Origin of the sequence: Pleomorphomonas carboxyditropha (genome assembly GCF_002770725.1) — a bacterium.
Taxonomy (GTDB): Bacteria; Pseudomonadota; Alphaproteobacteria; order Rhizobiales; family Pleomorphomonadaceae; genus Pleomorphomonas; species Pleomorphomonas carboxyditropha.
The window spans coordinates 1-22,066 of sequence record NZ_NQVN01000021.1 but is presented as its reverse complement, the minus strand read 5'-3'; the positions used below and the strand labels follow the sequence as shown (position 1 = coordinate 22,066).

Annotated in this window: 18 protein-coding genes; 10 read left to right on the top strand and 8 right to left on the bottom strand. The window is 66.1% G+C overall.

Annotation, left to right across the window (positions count from 1 at the left end; all coding sequences use genetic code 11):
- Positions 1-75: 75 nt before the first annotated feature.
- Both CJ014_RS21795 and CJ014_RS21790 read right to left on the bottom strand, forming a co-directional pair.
- Positions 76-915 (bottom strand): hypothetical protein, encoded by an 840-nt coding sequence (locus CJ014_RS21795; RefSeq protein WP_100082615.1) that lies wholly within the window; start codon positions 913-915, stop codon positions 76-78.
- Positions 916-1,059: 144 nt separating this feature from the next.
- A complete protein-coding gene (locus tag CJ014_RS21790; RefSeq protein WP_100082614.1) occupies positions 1,060-1,635 on the bottom strand; it encodes a DUF1134 domain-containing protein in 576 nt (191 codons plus the stop codon).
- 248 nt (positions 1,636-1,883) lie between these two features.
- On the opposite strand from CJ014_RS21790, the gene CJ014_RS21785 reads away from it, so the two are divergent.
- Positions 1,884-2,264: a YHS domain-containing (seleno)protein gene (locus tag CJ014_RS21785; RefSeq protein WP_100082613.1), complete on the top strand. Its 381-nt coding sequence runs from the start codon at positions 1,884-1,886 to the stop codon at positions 2,262-2,264.
- Positions 2,265-2,348: 84 nt separating this feature from the next.
- Here the strand turns inward: CJ014_RS21785 and CJ014_RS21780 are convergent, their stop codons facing one another.
- The 3 genes from CJ014_RS21780 to CJ014_RS21770 all read right to left on the bottom strand — a co-directional run bounded on the left by CJ014_RS21780 (position 2,349) and on the right by CJ014_RS21770 (position 6,970).
- Complete coding sequence (locus CJ014_RS21780) at positions 2,349-3,791, bottom strand: methyl-accepting chemotaxis protein (RefSeq protein ID WP_165790940.1); 1,443 nt, start codon at positions 3,789-3,791, stop codon at positions 2,349-2,351.
- Between the two features lie 59 nt (positions 3,792-3,850).
- Complete coding sequence (locus tag CJ014_RS21775; protein WP_100082611.1) at positions 3,851-6,208, bottom strand: bifunctional diguanylate cyclase/phosphodiesterase; 2,358 nt, start codon at positions 6,206-6,208, stop codon at positions 3,851-3,853.
- A 300-nt stretch (positions 6,209-6,508) separates the two neighbouring features.
- Positions 6,509-6,970 (bottom strand): beta-barrel domain-containing protein, encoded by a 462-nt coding sequence (locus tag CJ014_RS21770; RefSeq protein ID WP_483428689.1) that lies wholly within the window; start codon positions 6,968-6,970, stop codon positions 6,509-6,511.
- 133 nt (positions 6,971-7,103) lie between these two features.
- On the opposite strand from CJ014_RS21770, the gene CJ014_RS28225 reads away from it, so the two are divergent.
- A complete protein-coding gene (locus tag CJ014_RS28225) occupies positions 7,104-7,295 on the top strand; it encodes a hypothetical protein (protein ID WP_245427550.1) in 192 nt (63 codons plus the stop codon).
- Between the two features lie 237 nt (positions 7,296-7,532).
- On the opposite strand, the gene CJ014_RS27620 is transcribed toward CJ014_RS28225, so the two are convergent.
- Complete coding sequence (locus tag CJ014_RS27620; protein WP_133121905.1) at positions 7,533-7,919, bottom strand: hypothetical protein; 387 nt, start codon at positions 7,917-7,919, stop codon at positions 7,533-7,535.
- A gap of 1,003 nt (positions 7,920-8,922) precedes the next feature.
- On the opposite strand from CJ014_RS27620, the gene chpT reads away from it, so the two are divergent.
- From chpT to CJ014_RS21735, 7 genes are all read left to right on the top strand, one after another.
- Positions 8,923-9,594, top strand: coding sequence for a histidine phosphotransferase ChpT (chpT, locus tag CJ014_RS21765; protein ID WP_100082609.1), 672 nt, complete (start codon positions 8,923-8,925; stop codon positions 9,592-9,594).
- 228 nt (positions 9,595-9,822) lie between these two features.
- Positions 9,823-12,573 (top strand): hybrid sensor histidine kinase/response regulator, encoded by a 2,751-nt coding sequence (locus tag CJ014_RS21760; protein WP_100082608.1) that lies wholly within the window; start codon positions 9,823-9,825, stop codon positions 12,571-12,573.
- Positions 12,570-13,061, top strand: coding sequence for a chemotaxis protein CheW (locus CJ014_RS21755; protein WP_100082607.1), 492 nt, complete (start codon positions 12,570-12,572; stop codon positions 13,059-13,061). The genes CJ014_RS21760 and CJ014_RS21755 overlap by 4 nt, the downstream gene beginning before the upstream one ends.
- A gap of 41 nt (positions 13,062-13,102) precedes the next feature.
- Complete coding sequence (locus CJ014_RS21750) at positions 13,103-13,468, top strand: response regulator (protein ID WP_100082606.1); 366 nt, start codon at positions 13,103-13,105, stop codon at positions 13,466-13,468.
- Positions 13,469-13,505: 37 nt separating this feature from the next.
- A complete protein-coding gene (locus CJ014_RS21745; RefSeq protein ID WP_100082605.1) occupies positions 13,506-14,681 on the top strand; it encodes a protein-glutamate methylesterase/protein-glutamine glutaminase in 1,176 nt (391 codons plus the stop codon).
- Positions 14,678-15,550 carry a CheR family methyltransferase gene (locus tag CJ014_RS21740; protein ID WP_100082604.1) on the top strand — a complete coding sequence of 291 codons (873 nt, stop codon included), beginning with the start codon at positions 14,678-14,680 and terminating at the stop codon, positions 15,548-15,550. The genes CJ014_RS21745 and CJ014_RS21740 overlap by 4 nt, the downstream gene beginning before the upstream one ends.
- A 549-nt stretch (positions 15,551-16,099) precedes the next feature.
- Positions 16,100-17,116: a zinc-dependent alcohol dehydrogenase family protein gene (locus tag CJ014_RS21735; protein ID WP_100082603.1), complete on the top strand. Its 1,017-nt coding sequence runs from the start codon at positions 16,100-16,102 to the stop codon at positions 17,114-17,116.
- Between the two features lie 15 nt (positions 17,117-17,131).
- Here the strand turns inward: CJ014_RS21735 and CJ014_RS21730 are convergent, their stop codons facing one another.
- Positions 17,132-17,701: a nitroreductase family protein gene (locus CJ014_RS21730; protein WP_100082602.1), complete on the bottom strand. Its 570-nt coding sequence runs from the start codon at positions 17,699-17,701 to the stop codon at positions 17,132-17,134.
- Between the two features lie 290 nt (positions 17,702-17,991).
- Between CJ014_RS21730 and CJ014_RS27905 the strand changes: the two genes are divergently transcribed.
- Positions 17,992-19,059 (top strand): hypothetical protein, encoded by a 1,068-nt coding sequence (locus CJ014_RS27905; protein ID WP_165790939.1) that lies wholly within the window; start codon positions 17,992-17,994, stop codon positions 19,057-19,059.
- Positions 19,060-19,452: 393 nt separating this feature from the next.
- Here CJ014_RS27905 and CJ014_RS21715 read toward each other — a convergent pair whose 3' ends face one another.
- Entirely contained in the window at positions 19,453-21,642 is a 2,190-nt protein-coding gene (locus CJ014_RS21715) for an esterase-like activity of phytase family protein (RefSeq protein ID WP_100082599.1), read from the bottom strand.
- Between the last annotated feature and the right edge of the window lie 424 nt (positions 21,643-22,066).

The following is a 22,066-nucleotide window of genomic DNA, read 5'->3' as shown; positions in this document are numbered from 1 at the left end:
ATTGAGGTCCGTGAGCACAGGAAGCGCAGAAAGTCGCGTCAGACGGCCGCCGGAGCAGAATTTAGAAATGGTCTCTTATGAGGAGCCCGACTGCGGCGCATCCCCCTGCGCCGGCGGCTCGGTTCCCTTGGCCAGCGCCGATTCGATGCGCTGGCGGGCGACCGCGTTGCGGGCGCGCAGCAGCTTCAGCCGGTTGGCGAGATCGTCGATGCGGGCATCCTCGTCGAGATCGTCGCCCTTGGCGGCCGGCTTGTCCGGCTGGCGCTCGGCCTTGGCCCCGAAATCCACGTGGATGACCGGCGCCGGCGGGGCGGCGGACGCCGGGGCGGCCATGCCCGGCGAATGCACCAGCGGCGGCGTATGGGTGAGGTCGGCGATGGTCTCGCTCAACACGGCGATGCGCGCCTCGGCCTCGACCAGCGCCATCTTCATGTCGGCGGCCAGCGATTCCGCCTCGTCGCGGCTTTCCTCGGCCTCGGTGGCCCGGATGCTGATCTTGCGCTGCAGGTCGCGCCGTTCGGCGTCGACGCGCGCCACCGCCTCGTGGGCGTAGCGGGCGATCGAGCGGGCCTCCTCGAGGCGCTTTTCGTAATCGGCGATCGCCGCCTCGAAGCTGGCCTTTTCCGCCTGCAGCGCCCGGGCCAGCAGGCGATCTTCCGAGCTGCGGAGCTCGGCCGCCGCCACCGCCTGCCGCGCCGTGTCGAGCTCGATCTCGATGCGCGCCATGCGGGCGGCCATCTCGGCCCGGACGGCGTCCTTGGCCGCCGCCATCTCGGCGACCGAGCGCGGCAGTTGCTGGTCGAGCCGCCGCCGGTAGAGGCGCACGGCCCGCGAGTTGATCGCCGGCATCGACAGCAGCGCCACGAGCCCCGCCGCCAGCACGCCCGCCAGAAAGATCAGCACCGTCTCGATCACGTCATGCCATCCCGCGGCAGATCAACCCGCCTCAGCCTTTATTTGTCGCGCATCGGGAAGGAAACGGTCAAGGGCGGACCGGAGTTCCCGACCGTCCGGCGGCGAAAAAAATGGCGGGAGCCGGCCCGGCGGCCGCAGGGAGCGTCAGAACGGGTTCCAGGTCGCCTGCGGCGTGAACTTGAGGTAGCCGACGTTGACGCCGAGGCGGGCGCCGACGCCGGTGCGCACCGGCACCAGCGTGATGTCGCCCTGGCGCAGCGCCGTGATGCCGAAGCCGCCGACCAGGTAGGCCGAGCCGTTGACGCCGCCGAAGCGCTGGTAGATCGACTGCACCGCGGGCAGATTGTAGACGAGGATCATGGTGCGGGCGCCGTCGCCGCCGAAGTCGATGCCGAACGACGGGCCCTGCCAGTAGACGCGCGCCGTGCCGGCGTTGCGCGTGTAGAGCGTGCCTTCGCCGTAGCGCAGGCCGCCGAGGAAGGCGCCGGAGCCCTCCTGGCCGAGGATGTAGCCGTTGGGCTGGCCGTAATTGGCGGCGGCCCGCTCGATCGCCGAGGCGAGGCCGCCAGACATCTCGCCGAAGAACTTGTGACCGGTGTCCACCAGTTCCGATGACGAATAGGTCTGCTGCCCCTGCTGGGCGGCGGCGGGCATCACCGCCGCGGCCATCAGGGCCAGCAGGAGGAGCGGCAGCGCTTTCAGCACCGACAGACGCGACATCGGCAATCCCTCCACGCCCCGCCCGCCGCCGCCGGAGCGGCAGGCTGGCGAGACCACCAGAACATTAACCTCGCCGACACCCCGTTCAGGCAAGATGAACGTCGGCATCGGCCGGTGACATCATGAGCATACAGACGAATCAGACATCACGACGGCAAGATTGGGCGAGTTTTATCGTCCGCGCCATTGTCTTGTCGCTGTTTTTCCTCATCCCTTGCCAGCCGGTAAAGGCGCTGGACGAAAGGATAGTGTTCGATCCCTACACCGGACTGTCGCTCGGCGGCTACGATCCGGTGGCCTATTTCGTCAGCGGCGCCGCCGTTCCGGGCCTTGCCGACTACGAGGAAACCTACGGCGACACCTACTGGCACTTCGCCACCGAAGGCAATGCCGCCGCCTTCCGCGCCGCGCCGGCCGTCTATATCCCCGGCTTCGGCGGCTATGCCCTGGCGGCGGTGGCGCGCGGCGTCGCCCAGCCCGGCAACCCCACCCTGTTCGCCATCAACCGCAACCGCCTCTATCTGTTCGCCTCCGAGGCCGAGCGGCAGAGCTTCCTCGCCGATCCCGACGCCATGATCGCCGCCGCCGCCGCCCGCTGGCCGGACGTGCTGAAGCTGCTGGCCTATTGAAGGGACGGCGCGGCGGCCGCCCCGCACGCGTGGCCGGCGGTCGCCGGCAGCGGGGCTTCCGGCAACTCCGGGCCGATCGGCGATCTACTCCTGCCTGTGAAGGAACGAGGCCACCTTGTCGGCCAATTGGTCGGTGGTGGCGGTGACCTTGGAGGCGACGCTCTCCACGTCCCGCGCCGCGCCGTCGGTCTCCCGCGCCTGCACGGCCAGCGAGGCGACGGCCGCCGCCGTCTCGCTGGCCACCGCCCGCTGCTCCTCGGTGGCGCCGGCCACGGCCGCCGACAGCTCGGCGATGGAGCGCAGGCCGGCGAGCACCTCGCCGACGCTCTCGATCGTCACCCTGGTGCCGCCGGTGATGTCGTCGATGCGCCGCGAGATCGACTCGGTCGCCTTGCTCGTCTGGTCCGACAATGCCTTCACCTCGGCGGCCACCACGGCGAACCCCTTGCCGACCTCGCCGGCCCGGGCCGCCTCGATGGTGGCGTTGAGGGCGAGCAGCTTGGTCTGCTCGGCGATGCTGGTGATCAGGTTGACCACCTCGGCGATGCCGCGCACCGCCTCGTCGAGCTGAGCCAGCTTGTCCCGCGTTCCGGCCGCCGCCGTGCTGACGTTGGCGGCAAGGTCGGCCGTCTCCGAGATCCGCTGGGCGACCTCGCCGAGGGCGGCCGACTGTTCCTCGGTCGCCGCAGCCATGGTGCCCGCCAGCGATACGGTCTCGGCGGCGTTCGACTTGAGCTGGATGCTGGCAGCGGAAACCTGGGTGCCGACCTCCTTCATGGCGGTGATCGCCTGATCGATGCCGGCGACCATCGCCACCCGGTCGGTGATGATCGACCAACTCAGCAGCGGCTGCCCGGCCACGATGGACGCATTGAGATCGAGCGTCTCCGCGCCGATGGCGATTTCCGCGTGGTGGCTGCGCGTGCCGAGCGAGGCCAGCAGATGGTGCTGGTGCGACGGCGCGCGGTGGAAGCGGTCGATGCTGGTGCCGATCAGCTGGTCGGCCTTCACCGGCAGGTGCCTTTCCACCCGCCGGATGGTCTCGACGCCCGTCCTGTTGACGTAGTCGATGAGGTGGGTCGACGGATCGCAGGTCATGATGGCGATCGGCAACTGGTCCAGCACGCCCAGAAGCCGCGCCGCCCGCTGTTCGGCCGCCCGTCGCGAGACGACCTCCGTCGCCACCTTGACCACGCCGGTCACCTCGCCCGACGTCGTGCGGATGGGACTGTAGGTGGCCTGCAGGCAGACGAGGCGGCCCGACTTGGCCTTCCGCTCGAATTCGCCGGCCTGCGGCTCGCCCCGCCGGAGAGCGGCCCAGAACGCCTCGTAGGCCGGGCTGTCGGCCTCGCCCTCGGGCATGAACATGCGGTGATGCTTGCCCTGGACCTCCCCGGGCTCGTAGCCCATGGCCTTCAGGAAGATGGGGTTGGCCTGCACCACGGTGCCGTTGCGATCGAAGCGGATCACCGCCTGGGATGAACAGATCGCCGCGAGTTGCTCGTCCGGACGATTGAAATGAAACATCTCTTGCTCCTCGCTCGATGCGTGGCCGATCGTGTCGGCCGCTATGTCCGTTGCCGGCGTTACGGTCCCTGGCGTCGGCTCGCCGCGGCGGCGGCCGGCGGCAGCTCCGGGGTCAGCCGGGAAACCTCGGGGAAGCCGAACAGGTAGCCCTGGGCCTCCGGGCAGCCCTCCTCGACGACGAGGCGCCATTGCGCTTCCGTCTCGATGCCCTCGGCGACCACCGCCAGATTGAGGCTGCGGCCGAGGCCGACGATCGCCTTGACGACGGAGCGGGCCGCCTCGTCGCCTTCCAGCGCCCCGATGAAGCTCTTGTCGATCTTGATCTTGTCGAAGGGGAAGCTCTGCAGGCTGTTGAGCGAGGAATATCCCGTTCCGAAATCGTCCATGACGATGCCGACGCCCAGCGCCTTGAGCTGGCGGAAGATCGACCGCACGGCCTCGGGATCGCGCATCAGCGCGGCCTCGGTGACCTCGATCTGCAACCGGTGCGGGGCAAGCCCGGACCGCCTGAGGCAGCCCTCGACGATCGCCGCGAGGTTGGGAAGCTGGAACTGGACGGGCGACACGTTCACCGCCACCGTCAGCGGCTCCGCCCAGCCCGCCGCCTCGTGACAGGCGGCCGTCAGGACCCACTCGCCGAGCTGGACGATGCTGCCGCTCTCCTCGGCCACCGGAATGAACACCTCGGGCGGAACCTCGCCGAGCTCCGGATGCCGCCACCGCAGCAACGCCTCGTAGCCGACGATCTCCCCGGAGGCGCTGGCAACCATCGGCTGATAGGCCAGGAACGTCTGGTGCCGCTGAACGGCCAGCCGGAGATCGTGCTCCATCTGGCGGCGGGCGCGCACCTCCCTGTCCATGGACGGGGCAAAGAAGCAGACGTTGCCGCGCCCCGACTGCTTGGCGCTGTAAAGGGCGATGTCGGCGTGGTGCTTGAGGACGTCCGCTTCCTCGGCGTCGGTCGGAAACAGGGCGGCGCCGATCGACACGCCGACGGCCATGGGGTTGCGCGTCATGTCCATCTCGCGGGCGAAGTCCTCGAGCAGGCGGAGGGCGAGGGTCTCGGCCTCGGCGTGCGAGGCGATGCCGTCCTGGACGATCAGGAACTCGTCGCCGCCGACCCTGGCCACCGTGTCGGTCGCCCGGACGGACGCGCGCAGCATGTCCGCCACCTTGCAGAGAATTTCGTCGCCCTTGGCATGGCCGAATATGTCGTTGACCGCCTTGAACCGGTCGAGGTCGAGGGCGAGAACCGAAACGGCGCGGCCGCCGGCCCGCGCCCTCGCCAGGGCGTCGGCCAGGCGCTCGTCGAGGAGGTGGCGGTTGGGCAGGCCGGTCAAGCCGTCGTGCCGGGCCATGTGCTCGATCTGCCGCTCGGCCGCCCGCCTGTCGGTCAGGTCGCGCAGCGAAACCACCATGCAGAGATGGCCGCGGAATTCCACCGTATGGGCCGAAACCTCGACGATGCGCCTCTCCCCGTCGGCCCGCCACAGCACGGTCTCGAAATTCTCCCGCCCGAGCCGGCCGTCGCCGTCGTCGTCGAGCAGCACGAGCCGGTCCAGCCGGCGGCCGACCAGCTCGGCCGCGCCGTGGCCGCTGAGCTCGCACAGCGACTGGTTGACCTGGGTGATGACGCCGGCGCGGACGATCATGAAGCCCTCGAAGGCGGCGTCGATCAGCCCCTTGAGGTCGGTGACGTAGCGGTCGAGCACCACGGCGAGCGCGGCGGCGCAGACGAGCAGCACGGTGGCGCCGGCGATGGTCACGGTCAGCCATTCGCGGTGAAGCCCGCTGTCGGCCACGACGAGGGTCGGATCGGGCTCGAAGCGGACGGCGGCCATGCCCGAGAAGTGCAGCGTGACGATGCCGAGCACCATCAGCAGCATCGGGGCGGCGAGCTGCGCGGCCCCCTCGAGCCGGCCGCGCAGGACCATCGCCGCGGCGATCAAGACGGCGGCGGCGGCCATGCCGGCCGCGTAGACCGGCCAATCGTAGGAGACCCGCGCCGCGATCTCGATGGCCGCCATGCCGGTGACGTGCATCCAGGCGATGCCGAAGGTGACCAGCAGGCCGAGCACCGTCGCCGCCTTCGCGCCCAGGCGGAAGAACAGCGACGAAAGGGCGGCCCACCAGACCAGCACGATGAACACCACCGAGAAAACCGTCGGCCACAGGGCGAAGGCGAGTGGCGGCGCGCTGTGATAGGCGAGCATGGCCACGAAATGGGTCGACCAGACGCCGATGCCGCCGGCGACGGCGGCGAGCGCCAGCCACCCCTCGCGATGGCCCGGCCGGCATTCGCCGGCCCGCCGCAGCAGCAGGAAGAAGGTGAAGGAGCCGAGCAGGCAGATGCCGGCGGCGAGCGCCACCAGGCGCGGGTCGTGCTGTTGCTGGATGCAGGCGATGATCCGGAACACCGTTCTCTCCAAGTGTGGATACCGGAATTCCAACTCAGGATTACAAATTTGTGTTTATCAAACATTAAACCAAATGTAGGCGTTATTTCACATATGCATCAATCGCTTGGTGTATATCGGCCGCAGGAGCGCCCCGCCGGTGCCGCCGCGCGCGGCAGGACTTCCCCGCCCGAAACCGCGCCCAGCCCGCTTCGGTGGGAAAGCCGGCGGACAATCATCGCGCTAGAAACACAACCGACCGCCGGCGCCAAAGGGGGAATCGTCCGCAGGCCGACCGCACAGGAGGCAATCGCCGGTCTCTCACTCTTCCCGCAGCGCCCTTGCGAACTGATCGGTGAGCGGCTTCAGGAGATAATCGAGGGTGGTCCGCTCGCTGGTGGTGACGTAGGCCTCGACGGGCATGCCGGGCAGCAGCGGCTCGGTGAGCCTGCCGAGCTCCTCGGCGGGGATTTTGATCCTCGCGAGATAGTAGCTTTCCCGCGTCGCCGGATCGACGGTGGCGTCGGCCGAGACGATACCGACCCTGGCGTTCACCTCCGGCGTCCGGCGGCTGTTGAAGGCCGTGAGACGCAGCCGCGCCGCCTGTCCCGGCGCGACCATGTCGACGTCGGTCGGCTTGATCCGGGCGTTGACGATCAGCTCGTCGGCCACCGGAACGATGATGGCGATGGTCTCGCCCGGCGGGATGACGCCGCCGACCGTATGATAGGCCAGTTCGTGGACGATGCCGTCCTGCGGCGCCCGGATGTCGATGTGCTTCAACTGATCGCGGGCGGCGATCTGGCGTTCGAGGATTCGCTCTTCGCTGCTGGTGACCTGGCCTGTGCTGCTGTGAGTTCCACCTTGGAGCGCCGGAACTGCGGCAGGCGGCCGATGCCGTCTGTACGAAGGCACCATGCTGCACCAGGACCTCCTCGACAAGACCAACACCTCACGGAAGGTCTGGGCGGATACGGCCCACCACTCGAAGGCCAACGAAAAGTTCATGGAAGACAACGGCTTCGTCAGCCACATCCACCACAAGAAGCCCAAGGGCAATCCGATGAGCGAGGCGACGCGCTGGGCAACAATCTCAAGTCGAAAGTGAGATCCCGCGTCGAGCATGTCTTTGCCGAGGAGAAGCCCCTGATGGGACTATTCATCCGAACCATCGGCATCGCCCGGGCGACGACCAGGATCGGGCTCGCCAACCTCGTCTACAACATCGAACAGCCGATCTGCCTGGAACGGAGAGCGGCGGCATAGTTAGTGCGGCCAGACAGGACTGAACACAGCGGCAAAACCGCAGGCCAAGGAGCCCCGACACGTCGGCGGGCGTACCCTCTCACTTTCCGTAAGCGATAACATCAACAACCTCACCGGAAATATTTATGTTGAATTGAACATCGAACGAAGCCGCCGCTACGTAAAAAACATAACCATTTTTAATTTTTCTTGTTTCTTTTTCCGTAAATATTTCACCTATAAAATCGACACATTCTTCAGATATATGTTTTGGGAGCAAATTCTGAATTTGCTTTTGTGTATCAATAAAGTTTAAATTTCCGTTTTTATAAAAATTATTACGTTTAATTTTTTCGACTGCGCCTTTAATCGATAATAAGTTTGATCTGCATTCTTCAGATATATTTGTAATATTGCCGCCCATGGCTCCCTCGCCCATTTGGGTTAGGAGGAGGATAAAAGACGTTATCGCCATTAACTTTGTCATTCCAAATTCCTGGTAGCAGTTTACTTCAAATAATCAGAAGAATTCTAAAAGAATTTGTCATTGATGATTTGTAGAATATCATTTCTATAAAAATTTATCCCTTCTACCCATGCATCCCTTCTACCTATGAAGGAGAATTTTTTAAAAGCTATTCCTATATTTGATAGTATATCTCGACAATCCTAAGATTGACCCCACAAACATTACGAGAAATATAGCCGCAGGAATATTTTGTTCAAATATATACAACGTCAATGACATCATTAGTATAAATGTACTGAATATGTGTATTGATATCAAATGCATCAATTTGTACTTTCTTTCAATATATTTCTCAAATGCAAAGTGATGAACATACCATCTATACGAGCTATTTTTGAAAATTGAGGAGGAATATATTTCGAAATCCCAAAATTTGCGGCTTCATTAAGATAAATACCACAAATCAATAGAACAGCGTCAAGTAATATTAAGTATACAATAACTTCTCGCAACTTCTGTCTCCCCTAATACATAAGCCTAGGTGCGTCAGCAGTTCCCCCTCCTACACACGTTCATCAACTTAAAGGAGAGGAATTGATGTCGTCAACCGAAATAATTGGATACACAGGCAACTGGGTTCGAGACTCATTGATTGGAGCCAGAAGAGGACTGCAGTCGCGATGCATATGGCCGATAAGAAGGTGCGCGCGCGCCAATCGTAGCGTGGGGATGCGGTATCAGTCCTTGAGTTTGGCGAACAGGTTCTCGACATTGTGGCGTTGGTAGTAGAGGGCTTTATCATAGGCAAAGGGCCACTTGCGGCTGCGCGATCAGGGAATGCAGGGCTCGATGCCGCCGCCATCCGCCCCCCTTCCTTACCAATATGTCATCCACCTTTGCGGTATTCGCCGGCTTGCCGCGCTTGTGAGCACCGGCGGCGGGCGTTATCCATGAAATCAAACAATCGCTCGATTCGTCGGCGGGCCCTGCCCGTCGCCGGCGCCAACCAATGGAACCGTCCATGTCCGACCTGGCCAAGCTGGAAGCCCTGGATTTTGCCGCCCTGCTCTGCTCGCGCGTCTGCCATGACATCATCTCGCCAGTCGGCGCCATCACCAACGGCCTCGAGGTGCTCGACGAGGAAAACAACGAGGAGATGAAGGCCTTCGCCTTCGACCTCATCCGCAAGAGCGCCCGCACCGCCTCCTCCAAGCTGCAGTTCGCCCGCCTCGCCTTCGGCGCCGCCGGTTCGGTGGGGGCCGAGGTCGACCTCGGCGACGCCGAGACGGTGGCCAAGCGCTACATGGAGAGCGAGAAGGCCGACGTCGACTGGCAGGCCACCCGTCGCCTGCTGCCCAAGAACCAGGTCAAGCTGCTGCTGAACCTGCTGCTGATCTCGTTGCAGGCGGTTCCCCGCGGCGGCCGGGTGGTGGTGCGCGTCGAGGGCGACCTGCCCTACCCGGTCCAGCGCATCGAGGCCACCGGCGCTGCCTCGCGCATTCCGCCGCGCGTCGCCGAGCTCTTGGCCGGCGACCTCGGCGACCATGTCGACGCCCACGCCATCCAGCCCTATTACGCCGGCGCGCTCGCCCGCGCCGCCGGTCTTGCCATCGAGATTTCCAAGGACGGCGACACGGTGATCTTCGAGGCGAAGGCCGCCGTCACCGCCGCCGAGGGCGAGCGGGCCGAATAAAGCGTTGACCGCCGCCACAACTCTCGATGGTGGCGACAATCCAGAATGATCGCACCCCGCGGCAACTGTCGACGCGCCTCGGCATGTGCGCCGCAAACGCACGTTTGAAGCCCAGACTTCAATCAATATTAACAGTTTGACGGGACACTTCCCCCCAAAGCGGCTGGTCGAGCGGGCGCCATTTCAGGATGCGGCGCTGCCGGCTCGGCCTTCCCGAGGGGGTGAAGTATGGACGACCTTTTGCGTGAATTCCTCACCGAGACAAACGAGTCGCTCGATACCGTAGACGTGGAATTGGTGAAGTTCGAGCAGGAGCCGAACAACGCCCGCATTCTCGACAACATTTTCCGCCTCGTCCATACCATCAAGGGAACCTGCGGCTTCCTCGGCCTGCCGCGCCTCGAGGCGCTGGCCCACGCCGCCGAAACGCTGATGGGCAAGTTCCGCGAGGGCGCCGCCGTCACCGAGGAGGCGGTCAGCCTGGTCCTGCAGACCATCGACCGCATCAAGGGCATCCTGGCCGAGCTCGAAGCCAACGAGGGCGAGGAGCCCAAGGGCGAGGACCGCGACCTGATCTCGCTGCTCGAGGCCATGTCGATGGCCGAGGCCGCCCCCCGCAAGGAACCGCCCAAGAAGGAAAAGAAGGAAACCGCCGGCACGCTGGTGGCCCAGGTGCTCGAACGCGAGCTCCGGCCCGGCGAAGTGTCGCTCGACGAGCTGGAGCGCGCCTTCCGCGAGACCGCCGTCGAGGTGGAGATCGCCACCGACGAGCCGCCGGCCGAGGAGGCCCCCGTCGGCATCGACTTCGCCCGCGTCGCCGCCGAGATCGAGGCGCGCATGAAGCAGGCGAGCCCCGACGGCAAGGAAGAAAAGGCCAAGGCGTCCGCCGAGGACGGCGAGGGCGAGGCCAAGAGCGAGAAGGGCTCGGTGTCGAGCCAGTCGATCCGCGTCAACGTCGAGACGCTCGAACACCTGATGACCATGGTCTCCGAGCTGGTGCTGACCCGCAACCAGCTGCTGGAGATCGTCCGCCGCCACGAGGACAGCGAGTTCAAGGTGCCGCTGCAGCGCCTTTCCAACGTCACCGCCGAGCTGCAGGAAGGCGTCATGAAGACGCGCATGCAGCCGATCGGCAACGCCTGGCAGAAGCTGCCGCGCATCGTCCGCGACCTCGCCCAGGAGCTCGGCAAGCAGATCGAGCTCGAGATGGTCGGCGCCGACACCGAGCTCGACCGCCAGGTGCTGGAGCTGATCAAGGATCCGCTCACCCACATGGTGCGCAATTCGGCCGACCATGGCCTCGAGCGGCCCGACGACCGCCGCAAGGCCGGCAAGACCGAGAAGGGCACCATCCGCCTCGCCGCCTACCACGAGGGCGGCCACATCATCATCGAGATCGCCGACGACGGCCGTGGCCTCAGCCTGGAGCGCATCCGCCAGAAGATCATCGAGAACGGCCTCGCCACCGAGGCCGAGCTCGAGAAGATGAGCGAAGGCCAGATCTACAAGCACATCTTCGCCCCCGGCTTCTCCACCGCCGCCAAGGTGACCTCGGTGTCCGGCCGCGGCGTCGGCATGGACGTCGTGCGCACCAACATCGAGACCATCGGCGGCACCGTCGATCTGAAGTCGGTGCAGGGCAAGGGCACCACCTTCACCATCAAGATCCCGCTGACGCTGGCCATCGTGTCGACGCTGATCGTCGAGAGCTGCGGCGACCGCTTCGCCATCCCGCAGCTTTCCGTGGTCGAGCTGGTGCGGGTGCAGAACAACTCCGAGCATCGCATCGAGCGCATCAAGGACACGCCGGTGCTCCGCCTCAGGAACAAGCTGTTGCCGCTGGTGCCGCTCGCCGGCCTCCTCAAGGTGGAGATGTCGGCCGAGAAGAGCGAGGACGAGGGCTTCATCGTCGTCATGCAGGTCGGCAACGTCACCTTCGGCCTGGTGGTCGACGGCGTCTTCCATACCGAGGAAATCGTCGTCAAGCCGATGTCGAAGATGCTGCGCCACATCACCATGTTCTCCGGCAACACCATCCTCGGCGACGGCTCGGTGATCATGATCGTCGACCCCAACGGCGTCGCCAGCGCCATCGGCACCGCCGTCGCCACCGACACGCTCGACAGCCATGCCGACGCCGACGCCGCCCGCGGCATCGACAACGACGCCAAGATCTCCATGCTGCTGTTCCGCGCCGGCTCGCCCGAGCCGAAGGCGGTGCCGCTGTCGCTGGTCACCCGCCTCGAGGAGTTCGAGATCGAGAAGATCGAGCATTCCAACGGCCGCGACCTCGTGCAGTACCGCGGCTCGCTGATGCCGCTGGTCTACCCGAACTACGACGTGCGCCGCCGCGAGGAAGGCACCCAGCCGATGCTGGTGTTCTCCGACTCCGGCCGCTCGATGGGCCTGGTCGTCGACGAGATCGTCGACATCGTCGAGGAATCGCTCAACATCCAGGTCGGTTCCGACGTGCCGGGCGTGCTCGGTTCGGCGGTGATCAAGGGCAAGGCCACCGAGATCCTCGACATCGGCCACTACCTGCCGCTCGCCTTCGAGGACTGGTTCAAGCGCAAGGAAATCTCCTCGGCCGCGCTGACGCGCAAGCTGCTGTTCATCGACGACAGCGCCTTCTTCCGCAACATGCTGGGACCGGTGATGAAGGCCGCCGGCTTCGACGTGACGATCTGCGCCTCGGCCACCGAGGCCATGCGCCTGCTCGGCGAGGGCGCCGCCTTCGACGTCATCGTCTCCGACATCGAGATGCCCGTGGTCAACGGCTTCGAGTTCGCCGAGATGCTGCGCCGCGACGCCCGCTTCCGTGAGACGCCGATCATCGCCCTGTCGGCTCTCTGCACGCCGGCCTCGATCGAGCGCGGCCGCCAGTCGGGCTTCGACGAATACGTCGCCAAGTTCGACCGTCCGGGCCTGATCGCCGCCCTCAAGGAAATCTCCGCCGCTGACTATGGGATTGCAGCATGACCGCCACCAGCCATACCCCGGGCGCCGCCGCCAACGACAGCCTGTCCGGCCAGATCCAGTATGTGACCGTGTTCATCGGCGGCCAGCTGTTCGGCCTGCCGATCCACAAGGTGCATGACGTCTTCGTGCCCGAGAGCATGACGCGCGTGCCGCTGTCGGCGCCGGAAGTGGCCGGCGTGCTCAACCTGCGCGGCCGCATCGTCACGGCGATCAACATGCGCCGCCGCCTCGGCCTGCCGCAGCGCGAGGGCAACCACGGCATCATGGCCGTCGGCATCGAATATCGCGGCGAGTCCTACGGCCTGATCATCGACGAGGTCGGCGAGGTGCTGAACCTCGACGCCGCCGGCCGCGAGGCCAACCCGGCCAACCTCGATCCCCGCTGGGCGGAAATCTCCGGCGGCGTCCATCGCCTGTCCGGACAGCTGATGGTCATCCTGGACGTCGAGCGGGTGCTCGGCCGCATGCAGGGCGACATGGCCGCCTGACGACCCTTGAAGCCGGCGTCACCGCCGTGAGGAGTGAAACAATGAAGACCTGTCTCGTGGTCGACGACTCGAGCGTCATCCGCAAGGTGGCCCGGCGCATTCTCGAGGATCTGTCCTTCACCATCCTCGAAGCCGAGGACGGCCAGCAGGCGCTGGAGAGGTGCCAGGAGACGATGCCGGACGCCATCCTGCTCGACTGGAACATGCCGGTGATGGACGGCCTGGAATTCCTGGCCCAGCTGCGCAGGCTGGAAGGCGGCGAAACGCCGAAGGTGGTGTTCTGCACGACGGAGAACGACGTCGGCCACATTGCGCGTGCCATCCGCGCCGGCGCCAACGAATACATCATGAAGCCCTTTGATCGCGAAATTGTCGAAGCGAAGTTCCAGGAAGTCGGGCTTCTCTGACGGTTCTAAGATCGATGCGAAACTGGAGACCGATTGAATGTCGGCCATGGCGCGCGCGCCTTCATCTTCCGGAGCCGTCACTGATCCCATCCGCGTGATGGTTGTCGATGATTCCGTGGTTATCCGTGGTCTCCTCGGTCGCTGGCTCGACGAGGACCCCAATCTGGCGGTGGTCGCCAGCCATCGCAACGGCCGCCTGGCGGTGGACGATGTCCTGAGGTCCAACCCCGACGTCGTCATCCTCGACATCGAGATGCCGGACATGGACGGTCTCACCGCCCTGCCGCTCCTGATCGAGAAGAAGCGCAACCTCGTGGTCGTCGTCGCCTCGACGCTGACCCGCCGCAACGCCGAGATCTCGCTGAAGGCGCTGTCGCTCGGCGCCGCCGACTACGTGCCGAAGCCCGAATCCAATTCCGGCGTCACCACGTCGACCGAATTCCGCCGCGAGCTGATCGAGAAGGTCACCCACCTCGGCCAGCGCGCCAGGAAGCGCGGCCTGCCCGGCCAGGCGCCGGCCGGTCGGCCGATGCCGCGGCCACAGCCGGGGGCGCCCGCCCCGGCCGCCCACAGCGCGCTGCGCGCCTCGCGGCCCGGATCCTTCACCATCCGCGCCTATTCCTCGGTGCGGCCGCGCATCCTGACCATCGGCTCGTCGACCGGCGGCCCGCAGGCGCTCAACGCGCTGTTCGGCGAGATCGGCTCGGCCATCGGCATGGTGCCGGTGGTGCTGACCCAGCACATGCCGCCGACGTTCACCGCCATACTCGCCGAGCACATCACCAAGGCGGCCGGCCGCCCGGCCAGCGAGGGCCGCGACGGCGAGGCGATCCAGCCCGGCCACATCTACGTGGCGCCCGGCGGCAAGCACATGCTGCTCGCCAAGAACGGCGGCGACGTCGTCATCAGGCTCTCCGACGCGCCGCCGGTCAACTTCTGCAAGCCGGCCGTCGACCCGCTGTTCAAGTCGGTGGCCGAAATCTACGGCACGGCGACGCTGGCCGTCGTGCTGACCGGCATGGGCTCGGACGGCGCCGAAGGCGTGCGCCGCATCGGCGAGATCGGCGGCAGCGCCATCGCGCAGGACGAGGAAACGTCGGTGGTCTGGGGCATGCCCGGCGCCGCCGCCCATACCGGAATGTGCTCGGACGTTCTCCCGCTCAACGAAATCGGCCGGAAGGTGTCCAAGATCCTGCTCGGAGGCCGTCCATGAATCCGGCGGAATACGACTACCTGCGTCAGTTCCTCAAGAGCCGCTCCGGCCTCGTCCTGTCGAACGAGAAGCAGTATCTCATCGAAAGCCGCCTGCTGCCGGTCGCCCGCAAGGCCGGCCTGCAGTCGATCGCCGCCCTCGTCGCCAAGCTCAAGGAGCCACGCGAGACGGCGCTCGCCGAGGCCGTCGTCGAGGCGATGACCACCAACGAGAGCTTCTTCTACCGCGACAAGACGCCTTTCGAGCATTTCACCCAGATGATGATGCCGGAGATGCTGAAGGCGCGCGCCGCGCAGAGGAAGATCCGCATCTGGTGCGCCGCCGCCTCCACCGGCCAGGAGCCCTATACGCTGGCCATGTGCCTCAAGGAAATGGAGGCGCGGCTCGCCGGCTGGCGGATCGAGATCCTCGGCACCGACATCTCCAACGAGGTGCTGGACCGCGCCAGGTCGGGCACCTACACCCAGTTCGAGGTGCAGCGCGGCCTGCCGATCCAGTTGCTGCTCAAGTACTTCACGCAAGCAGGCGAGAGCTGGACCATCGCGCCGGAGCTGCGCTCCATGGTGCAGTGGCGGAAGTTCAACCTGCTCGACAGCTTCGCCGCCTTCGGCCAGTTCGACATCGTCTTCTGCCGCAACGTGCTGATCTACTTCGACCAGGCCACCAAGGTGGACATCCTCGGCCGCATCTCCAGGACCATGACGCCGGACGGTTACCTGGTGCTCGGCGCCGCCGAGACGGTGGTCGGCCTCACCGACGCCTTCAAGCCGGCGCCCGACCGGCGCGGCCTCTACGTCCCGGCCGCCGTTGCCGCCGCCACTCAGGCGGCGCCCCGCTTCTCGGCCCTGGCGGGCGCCGGGCGGGTCTGATCCGGGCTTGCAGAATTGACGCGGCGCCGTGGGGAAACCCGCGGCGCTTTTTTATGATCGCGATCGCTGGGGGAGCGCCCGGTTCACCGTATCGTCCTGCCCGCAGATGGGGCTTCACGAACGGAGGTTGCCCTATATGTCCGTCTCGCTCTTTCCGGCCCGAGGTCCTGCGCCTTCGCGCAGGATGACAGAATTATATATAGGAAACATATACATAGATTATCATCCTACGCGAAGGCGTAGGACCTCGGGCAGAATGAGGCGAGAGATCGGGATAGGGCGCCGAGCCTCGGTCACCGAAGCGGTTGACGATATCTGCGAGCGCCGGCCGCGACCGGTCGACCCTCGTCAACCCTCGGGGCAACAGGAATTCGTTGAAGGTCTCTCGCGCCACGCCGCACCCCCTGCGTGACCCCGGCCATTATAAGCGAATTTCGATAAGTCCATGCGAATTGCCGTGGCTAATCCGGGCTATCCCGCCGTGCTAACGGTGTCCGGAAACAACCATGGGCAAACGGCCCTGCCAGACTGCCGATATCAGGAGATATCATGCTCGGAACAGTCCTCCACGCCCCCGGCGACATTCGCTGCGACAAGGTCGAAGATCCCACGATCCAGAAGCCGACCGACGCCGTCATCAAGCTCTCGGCCTCCTGCGTCTGCGGCTCCGATCTCTGGCCCTATCGCGGCCTTCAGCCGGTGAAGGGGCCGCAGCACATGGGGCACGAATACTGCGGCGTCGTCGTCGAGGTCGGCAGCGAGGTGAAGACGATCCGGCCGGGCCAGTTCGTCGTCGGCTCGTTCGTCATCTCGGACAATACCTGCCCGCATTGCCGGAACGGCTTCCAGTCCTCCTGCGAGCACCGGGAGTTCATGACCGGCGCGCAGGCGCCCTACGCCCGCATTCCCCTGGCCGACGGCACGCTGGTCGCCACCGGAACCATACCGTCCGACGACCTGATCCCGAGCCTTCTCGCCGCCTCCGACGTGCTGGGCACCGGCTGGTATGCCGCCGACGCGGCGCGCGTGCGGCCGGGCTGCACCGCCGTCGTGGTGGGCGACGGCGCCGTCGGCCTGATGGGCGTTCTGGCCGCCAAGCAGTTGGGAGCCGAGCGCATCATCGCCATGAGCCGCCACAAGGCGCGCCAGGAGCTCGCCCTCGAATACGGCGCCACCGACATCGTCACCGGGCGCGGCGATGCCGGCGTGGCCCAGATGAAGGAATTGACCGCCGGCGTCGGCGCCGATTCCGTCCTCGAATGCGTCGGCACGCAGGAATCGATGATGCAGGCGATCAACTGCGCCCGCCCCGGCGGCTCGATCGGCTTCGTCGGCGTGCCGCACGGCGTCGAGCTCGACGGCCAGATGCTGTTCTTCCAGCAGAAGAACCTGCTGGGCGGTCCGGCGCCGGTGCGCCGCTTCCTGCCCCACCTCATCGATCTGATCATGAGCCGCCGCATCAACCCCGGCAAGGTCTTCGATCTGGAAGTGCCGCTCGCCGACGTCGCCCAGGGCTACAAGGCCATGGATCAGCGCAGCGCCATCAAGACGCTTCTCAGGATGTGAACGCCCCGAGCCGCCTCAATCGCCGAAGCGGCTGACGATGTCCGCGAGCGCCGGCCGCGGCCGGTCGGTCGGCGCGATGGTCGGCGTGCCGATGTGGATGAAGCCGGCGATGGTCTCGCCCTCGGCAAGCCCGAGCGCGGCGCGCGCCTCGGCGTCGTAGGCCGGCCAGTCGGTCAGCCAGCAGGCGGCATAGCCCATGGCATGGGCGGCGATCTCCAGGTTGAGGCAGACGGCGCCGGCCGAATAGATCTGCTCGATCACCGGGATCTTGACGTGCTCGGCCGCCCGCCCCACCACGGCGACCACCAGCGGCGCCTTGGAAAAGCGCTGCCGCTCGTCTTCGAGCCGCGTTTCGGAAATGTCCGGCTGGCGCTGCTCGGCGATCCTGGCGAGCTGCCGCCCGGCCTCGACCCGCGCCTCGCCCTCGAGGACGATGAAGCGCCAGGGCGCGAGCTTGCCGTGGTCGGGCACCCGCGAGGCGATGGTCAGCAGCGTCTGCAACTCGTCGGCGCTCGGGCCGGGCGCGGCGAGCAGGGCGGCCGGCACGGAACGGCGGGTGAGCAGCAGGTCGATCGTGGCGTTCATGGGCGGGGCTCCGGGCGGAATACGACAACGGAAACCGGCATATCGCCATTCGGCCTCCATGGAAATACCTAGAGCATTTTCAAGCGAAGTGGACACCGGTTCGCGTGAAGAAAATGCGTCAACTCAAGAAGGTGGAGCGGCCAGCGGGGATGAAACTCCGCCTGACCGATCAATGCTTCGCGATAGCGGCGGCAAGGCTGTCCGTATCCCGGCCGCCGGACTTGAAATCAACACGATGATCGGCGAAGACTGGCACCCACGAGATGACGACCGAGAGGAGACGACAGGGCATGGCGCGGTGCAATGCCGCCCGCAACAGGTGGATTTTTGTGGCCGCCGCATTGGTGGCCGCAACGCCCTCGCTCGCCCAGAGCCCGCCCGGCGGTCCCGGCGGCGGACCGGGTGGCGGACCGGGCGGTCCGATGCCCGGCTTCATGCGGCCAGGGTCGGGGCCGCTGGAGCTCCTGCCGCCCGAGGTCGGTCCGGCGCCGCTTCCGGACGTCGTCACCCCCTACGCGCCGAGCACCGCCCCGCCCGTCGAGACGAAGCCGCTCGCCACCGTCGCGCCGCGCGAGACCGCCACGCTGTCGCTGACGGCGCGGCTGACGCCGGACGGCCCGCCGATCGGCGCCGGCGTGGTCTGGCGCATCTTCGGCGAGGCGCAGGGGCCGGACGGTAGCCGCGAGCTGGTGGCCGAGCGGCATGGCGGCTCTGCCGACTTCGTGCTGAAGCCGGGCGGCTACTTCGTCTATTGCGGCTTCGGCTATGCCGGCACCACCGAGCACGTGGTGGTGGGCACCGGCCTCAAGGCCGATTCCATCGTCCTCAACGCCGGCGGCGTCCGCCTCTCGGCGGTGACCGGCAAGGACCGGCCGCCGCTCAACAAGGACGACCTCAGCTTCGACATCTTCGCGCAGGAGCTCGATTCGCACGGCGAGCCCAAGGCGGTCGCCCTCGACGTCGCCCCCGGCGCGATCGTCCGCCTGCCGGCCAAGACCTACAACGTCGTCGCCAATTACGGCGACGCCAACGCCCGCACCACCGCCGACATCGACGTCAAGGCCGGCAAGCTGTCGGACATCACGCTGACCGAGAAGGCGGCCAAGATCACCCTCAAGCTGGTGAGCAACGAGGGCGGCGAGGCGATCGCCGACACCCGCTGGTCGATCCTGACCCAGGCCGGCGACCTCGTCACCTCCGGCGTCGGCGCCTTCCCGTCCTTCGTGCTGGCCGAGGGCGACTATACCGTCATCGCCAACCACGAGGACGGCCAGTTCCAGCGCATCGTCAGCGTCGTCTCCGGCGAGGACGCCGACGTTGAGGTGCTGGCGACGGATGGCCAGAAGGCCACCAACTGACGGCGTCACCGGAGTCCATGCGGGTTCATCGCGATTCACCGGGACTCATTGCGATTCATCGCCGGCCACGATCCACCATGGATACCCGCAGGCGAGCCAGGAGCCCGTAACTACCTGCCCCACCGCCCCGCTCGCATGAGAACGCCTGATACGTGCCTCGCGCCTCTTTCTGCCTAAGGTCCTACGCCTTCGCGTAGGATGACAAAGCTATATATCTGTTTGTTATATATAATTCTGTCATCCTACGCGAAGGCGTAGGACCTCGGGCAGGATGGAACAAGCGGCGGATATAGGGCGCCCTCTATAACGGAGCCTCACGAAAGCTGCGGCGGCCCCGGGGTTCTCCCGAGGCCGCCGCCGGCATCTCTTGTCTCCTCGCGAGACCTATCCGGATCAGTTGGCCGCCCAATCCTTGCCGAGTTTCAGGAACAGCGTCTCGCCCGAGGAATCGTCGACGCCGTCGTTGTCGGTGACGGCATAGGCGTCGCCGGCCGCGTCGATGGCGAAGCCCTCGACCTTGTCGACCACATAGCCGTTGAACGCCTCGAGGTCGGGGATGAGGTCGCGGGCGACGGTCTTGGCCACCAGCGGCAGGTCGCCGCCGAGCGCCGCCGGCTTCATGGCCGCCGCGTCGACGGTGGTGAGGGCCTTGAGCGCCGCCTTGCCGCCGATCTGGTTGTCGCGCTCGATCAGCACGAACCTGTCGCCGGCCGCCGTGATCTCCGACAGGCCGATCCAGGCGCCGCCGGCCGCCTTGTCGAGCGGATAGCGCACCGCGCCCCAGCTCTTGCTGGCCGGCGTGTAGGCGACGAGCTTGGTCTCGTCCGGCGCATCGTCGGCCCACGCCCGCTGAATAGCCAGCCAGACCACCTCGTCATCGCCGCTGCCGACCGTGGTCACGCCCTCGAAGCCGTAGTTGGTGGCGCCCTTGACGAGGTCCTCCGGCAATTCGATCTCCTCGAGGATGGCGCCGTCGGCTGCGACCTTGAGGAGCAGGTTCTTCACGTCCTTCTTCGGATTGCCCTCGGACGCCAGCCAGAAGCCGCCGTCGGCGCGCGTGGCGATGCCCTCGAGGTCGAGACCCTCGGCGGCGGCGCCGTCGCGCGTCACCGGCGTGGCGGCGACGATCTCCGCCGGCGCCTTGCCGGCGTCGATGGTGAGGATGCGCGGCGCCGCCGAATAGACGCTGTCGGTGACGGCGTAGAGCCTGGCCGCCGTGGTCCGGTCGGCGGCGAGGCCCGACAGGGCGCCGAACGGAATGGTGTCGGCACCGGCCGAGGCCGAGCGGATGGTGGGATACTGCGCCACGCCCTCGGTGCGCTCGTAGATCATCACGTGGGCGCGGACGCCGCCGTCCTCGACGAGGTCGGTCTCGTTGGCGGTGACCAGGAGGTTGCGCGACGGGATGGCCAGCACGCCCTCGGGACCGATGCCCGACGGCAGCACCTGCAGGAGTTCGGGCGCCGCGCCGGTGTCCTTGTAGACGCCGACGATGGAGGCGCGCTCCGAGGCGACGAAGATCAGCCGGTCGTCGCCGTAGATGCCGGCCTCGACGCCCTCGATCTCGATACCCTTCTTGTTGCGCTTGTCCGGATAGTGACCGAGCGACACCGCCTCGTATTCGAGGCTGGCACCGGATTCCCAGGCCACCGTCCCGTCGGCGTTCCAGATGGTGAAGCCGCGCGAACCGCCCTTGTAGTCGCCCTCGTTGGCGGTGACGAAGCGGCTGTCGTCGAGCCAGACGACGCCGTCCGGCTCGCGCAGCGCGCCGTCGATCTTGCCGGTCAGCTCGATCTTGCCGTCCTTCTCGGTGTCGATCTTGTCGAGATCCACCGCGCCGGCCGAAAAATGCCGCGCCACCTTCGCCGTGGCGAGATCGATGACGGCGATGTGGTTGTTCTCCTGCAGCGTCAGCACGGCTTCGTTCCGGCCGTTGATCGCCACGAATTCCGGCTCCGGGTCCTCCGGCGCCACCTCGGCGAGGCCGGTGAGGTCGACGCGCTTGAGGCTGGCGCAATCGGCGACGCCATCCTTCACGGCGAGCAGCGCCAGGAAGCCGGCCGGCATCTGCGGCAGCTTGCCGTCGTCGATCTCCTCGTCGCGCTCGTTCTCGATGGCGATGGCGAGATGCGCCTTGTCGGGCGACACGGCGACCGAATCGGGCTGGCCGCCGAGGTCGCACTTCGCCTCGACCGTCTTGCCGGCGAGATCGACGATGGCGAGGTGGCCGGACGGATTGGCCTTGCTCTCGGAGGTGACGACGCCGACGAAGGCCTTGCCGCCCACCACCTTCACCGAGGTCGGCTCGCCGTCGAGCGCCACCACGCCGGCCGGCTTCGGCGCCCTGGGATCGGCGATGTCGATGAGGCCGAGCCGCTTGCCGGGGCTGTCGGTATAGACCAGCGTCATCCCGTCCTCGGTGGCGCTGACGATCTCGGAAACGGTCGGGCTGCCGCGCTCGGCCTCCGGCAGGTTCTGCGTCGTCTCGAAGGTGGCGACGCGATTGAACACGGGCGCGGCGACGGCCGGGCCGGCGACGAGCGTGGTGGTGGCCAACAGGCCGGCGAGCAGGCGGGGCGTCATCGAGGTTCTCCGGGGTTGTGCGTAGACCCGCAAGTGAAGGCACCGGCGATGACATTGCGATGACGCGGCCATGACGATTCGGCGAAGGCGGGCCGCCCGATTTCCGTGGGTCCGACGGATTCGGTGGAGGCTTTGCGGATGAGAACGCCCGATATGTGCGTCGCGCCTCTTTCGGCCCGAGGTCCTGCGCCTGCGCGCAGGATGACAGTATAATATATAGGAAAAACAATCGGATAGCGCATCGCCATCCGCACGCTCGTTACGAACTCGCCATTCGCCGGAGATAAAACCTTCAGACACCGTACACGACAGTTTAAGTGAGAGCGGGATGAAGGGGTAAGATTGAAGATTCTTCGCCAAAAGGATCTTCAGAGATGACCGCCGTTCAAACCGCCCTCATGCTGACGCTATCGACGCATTTTGC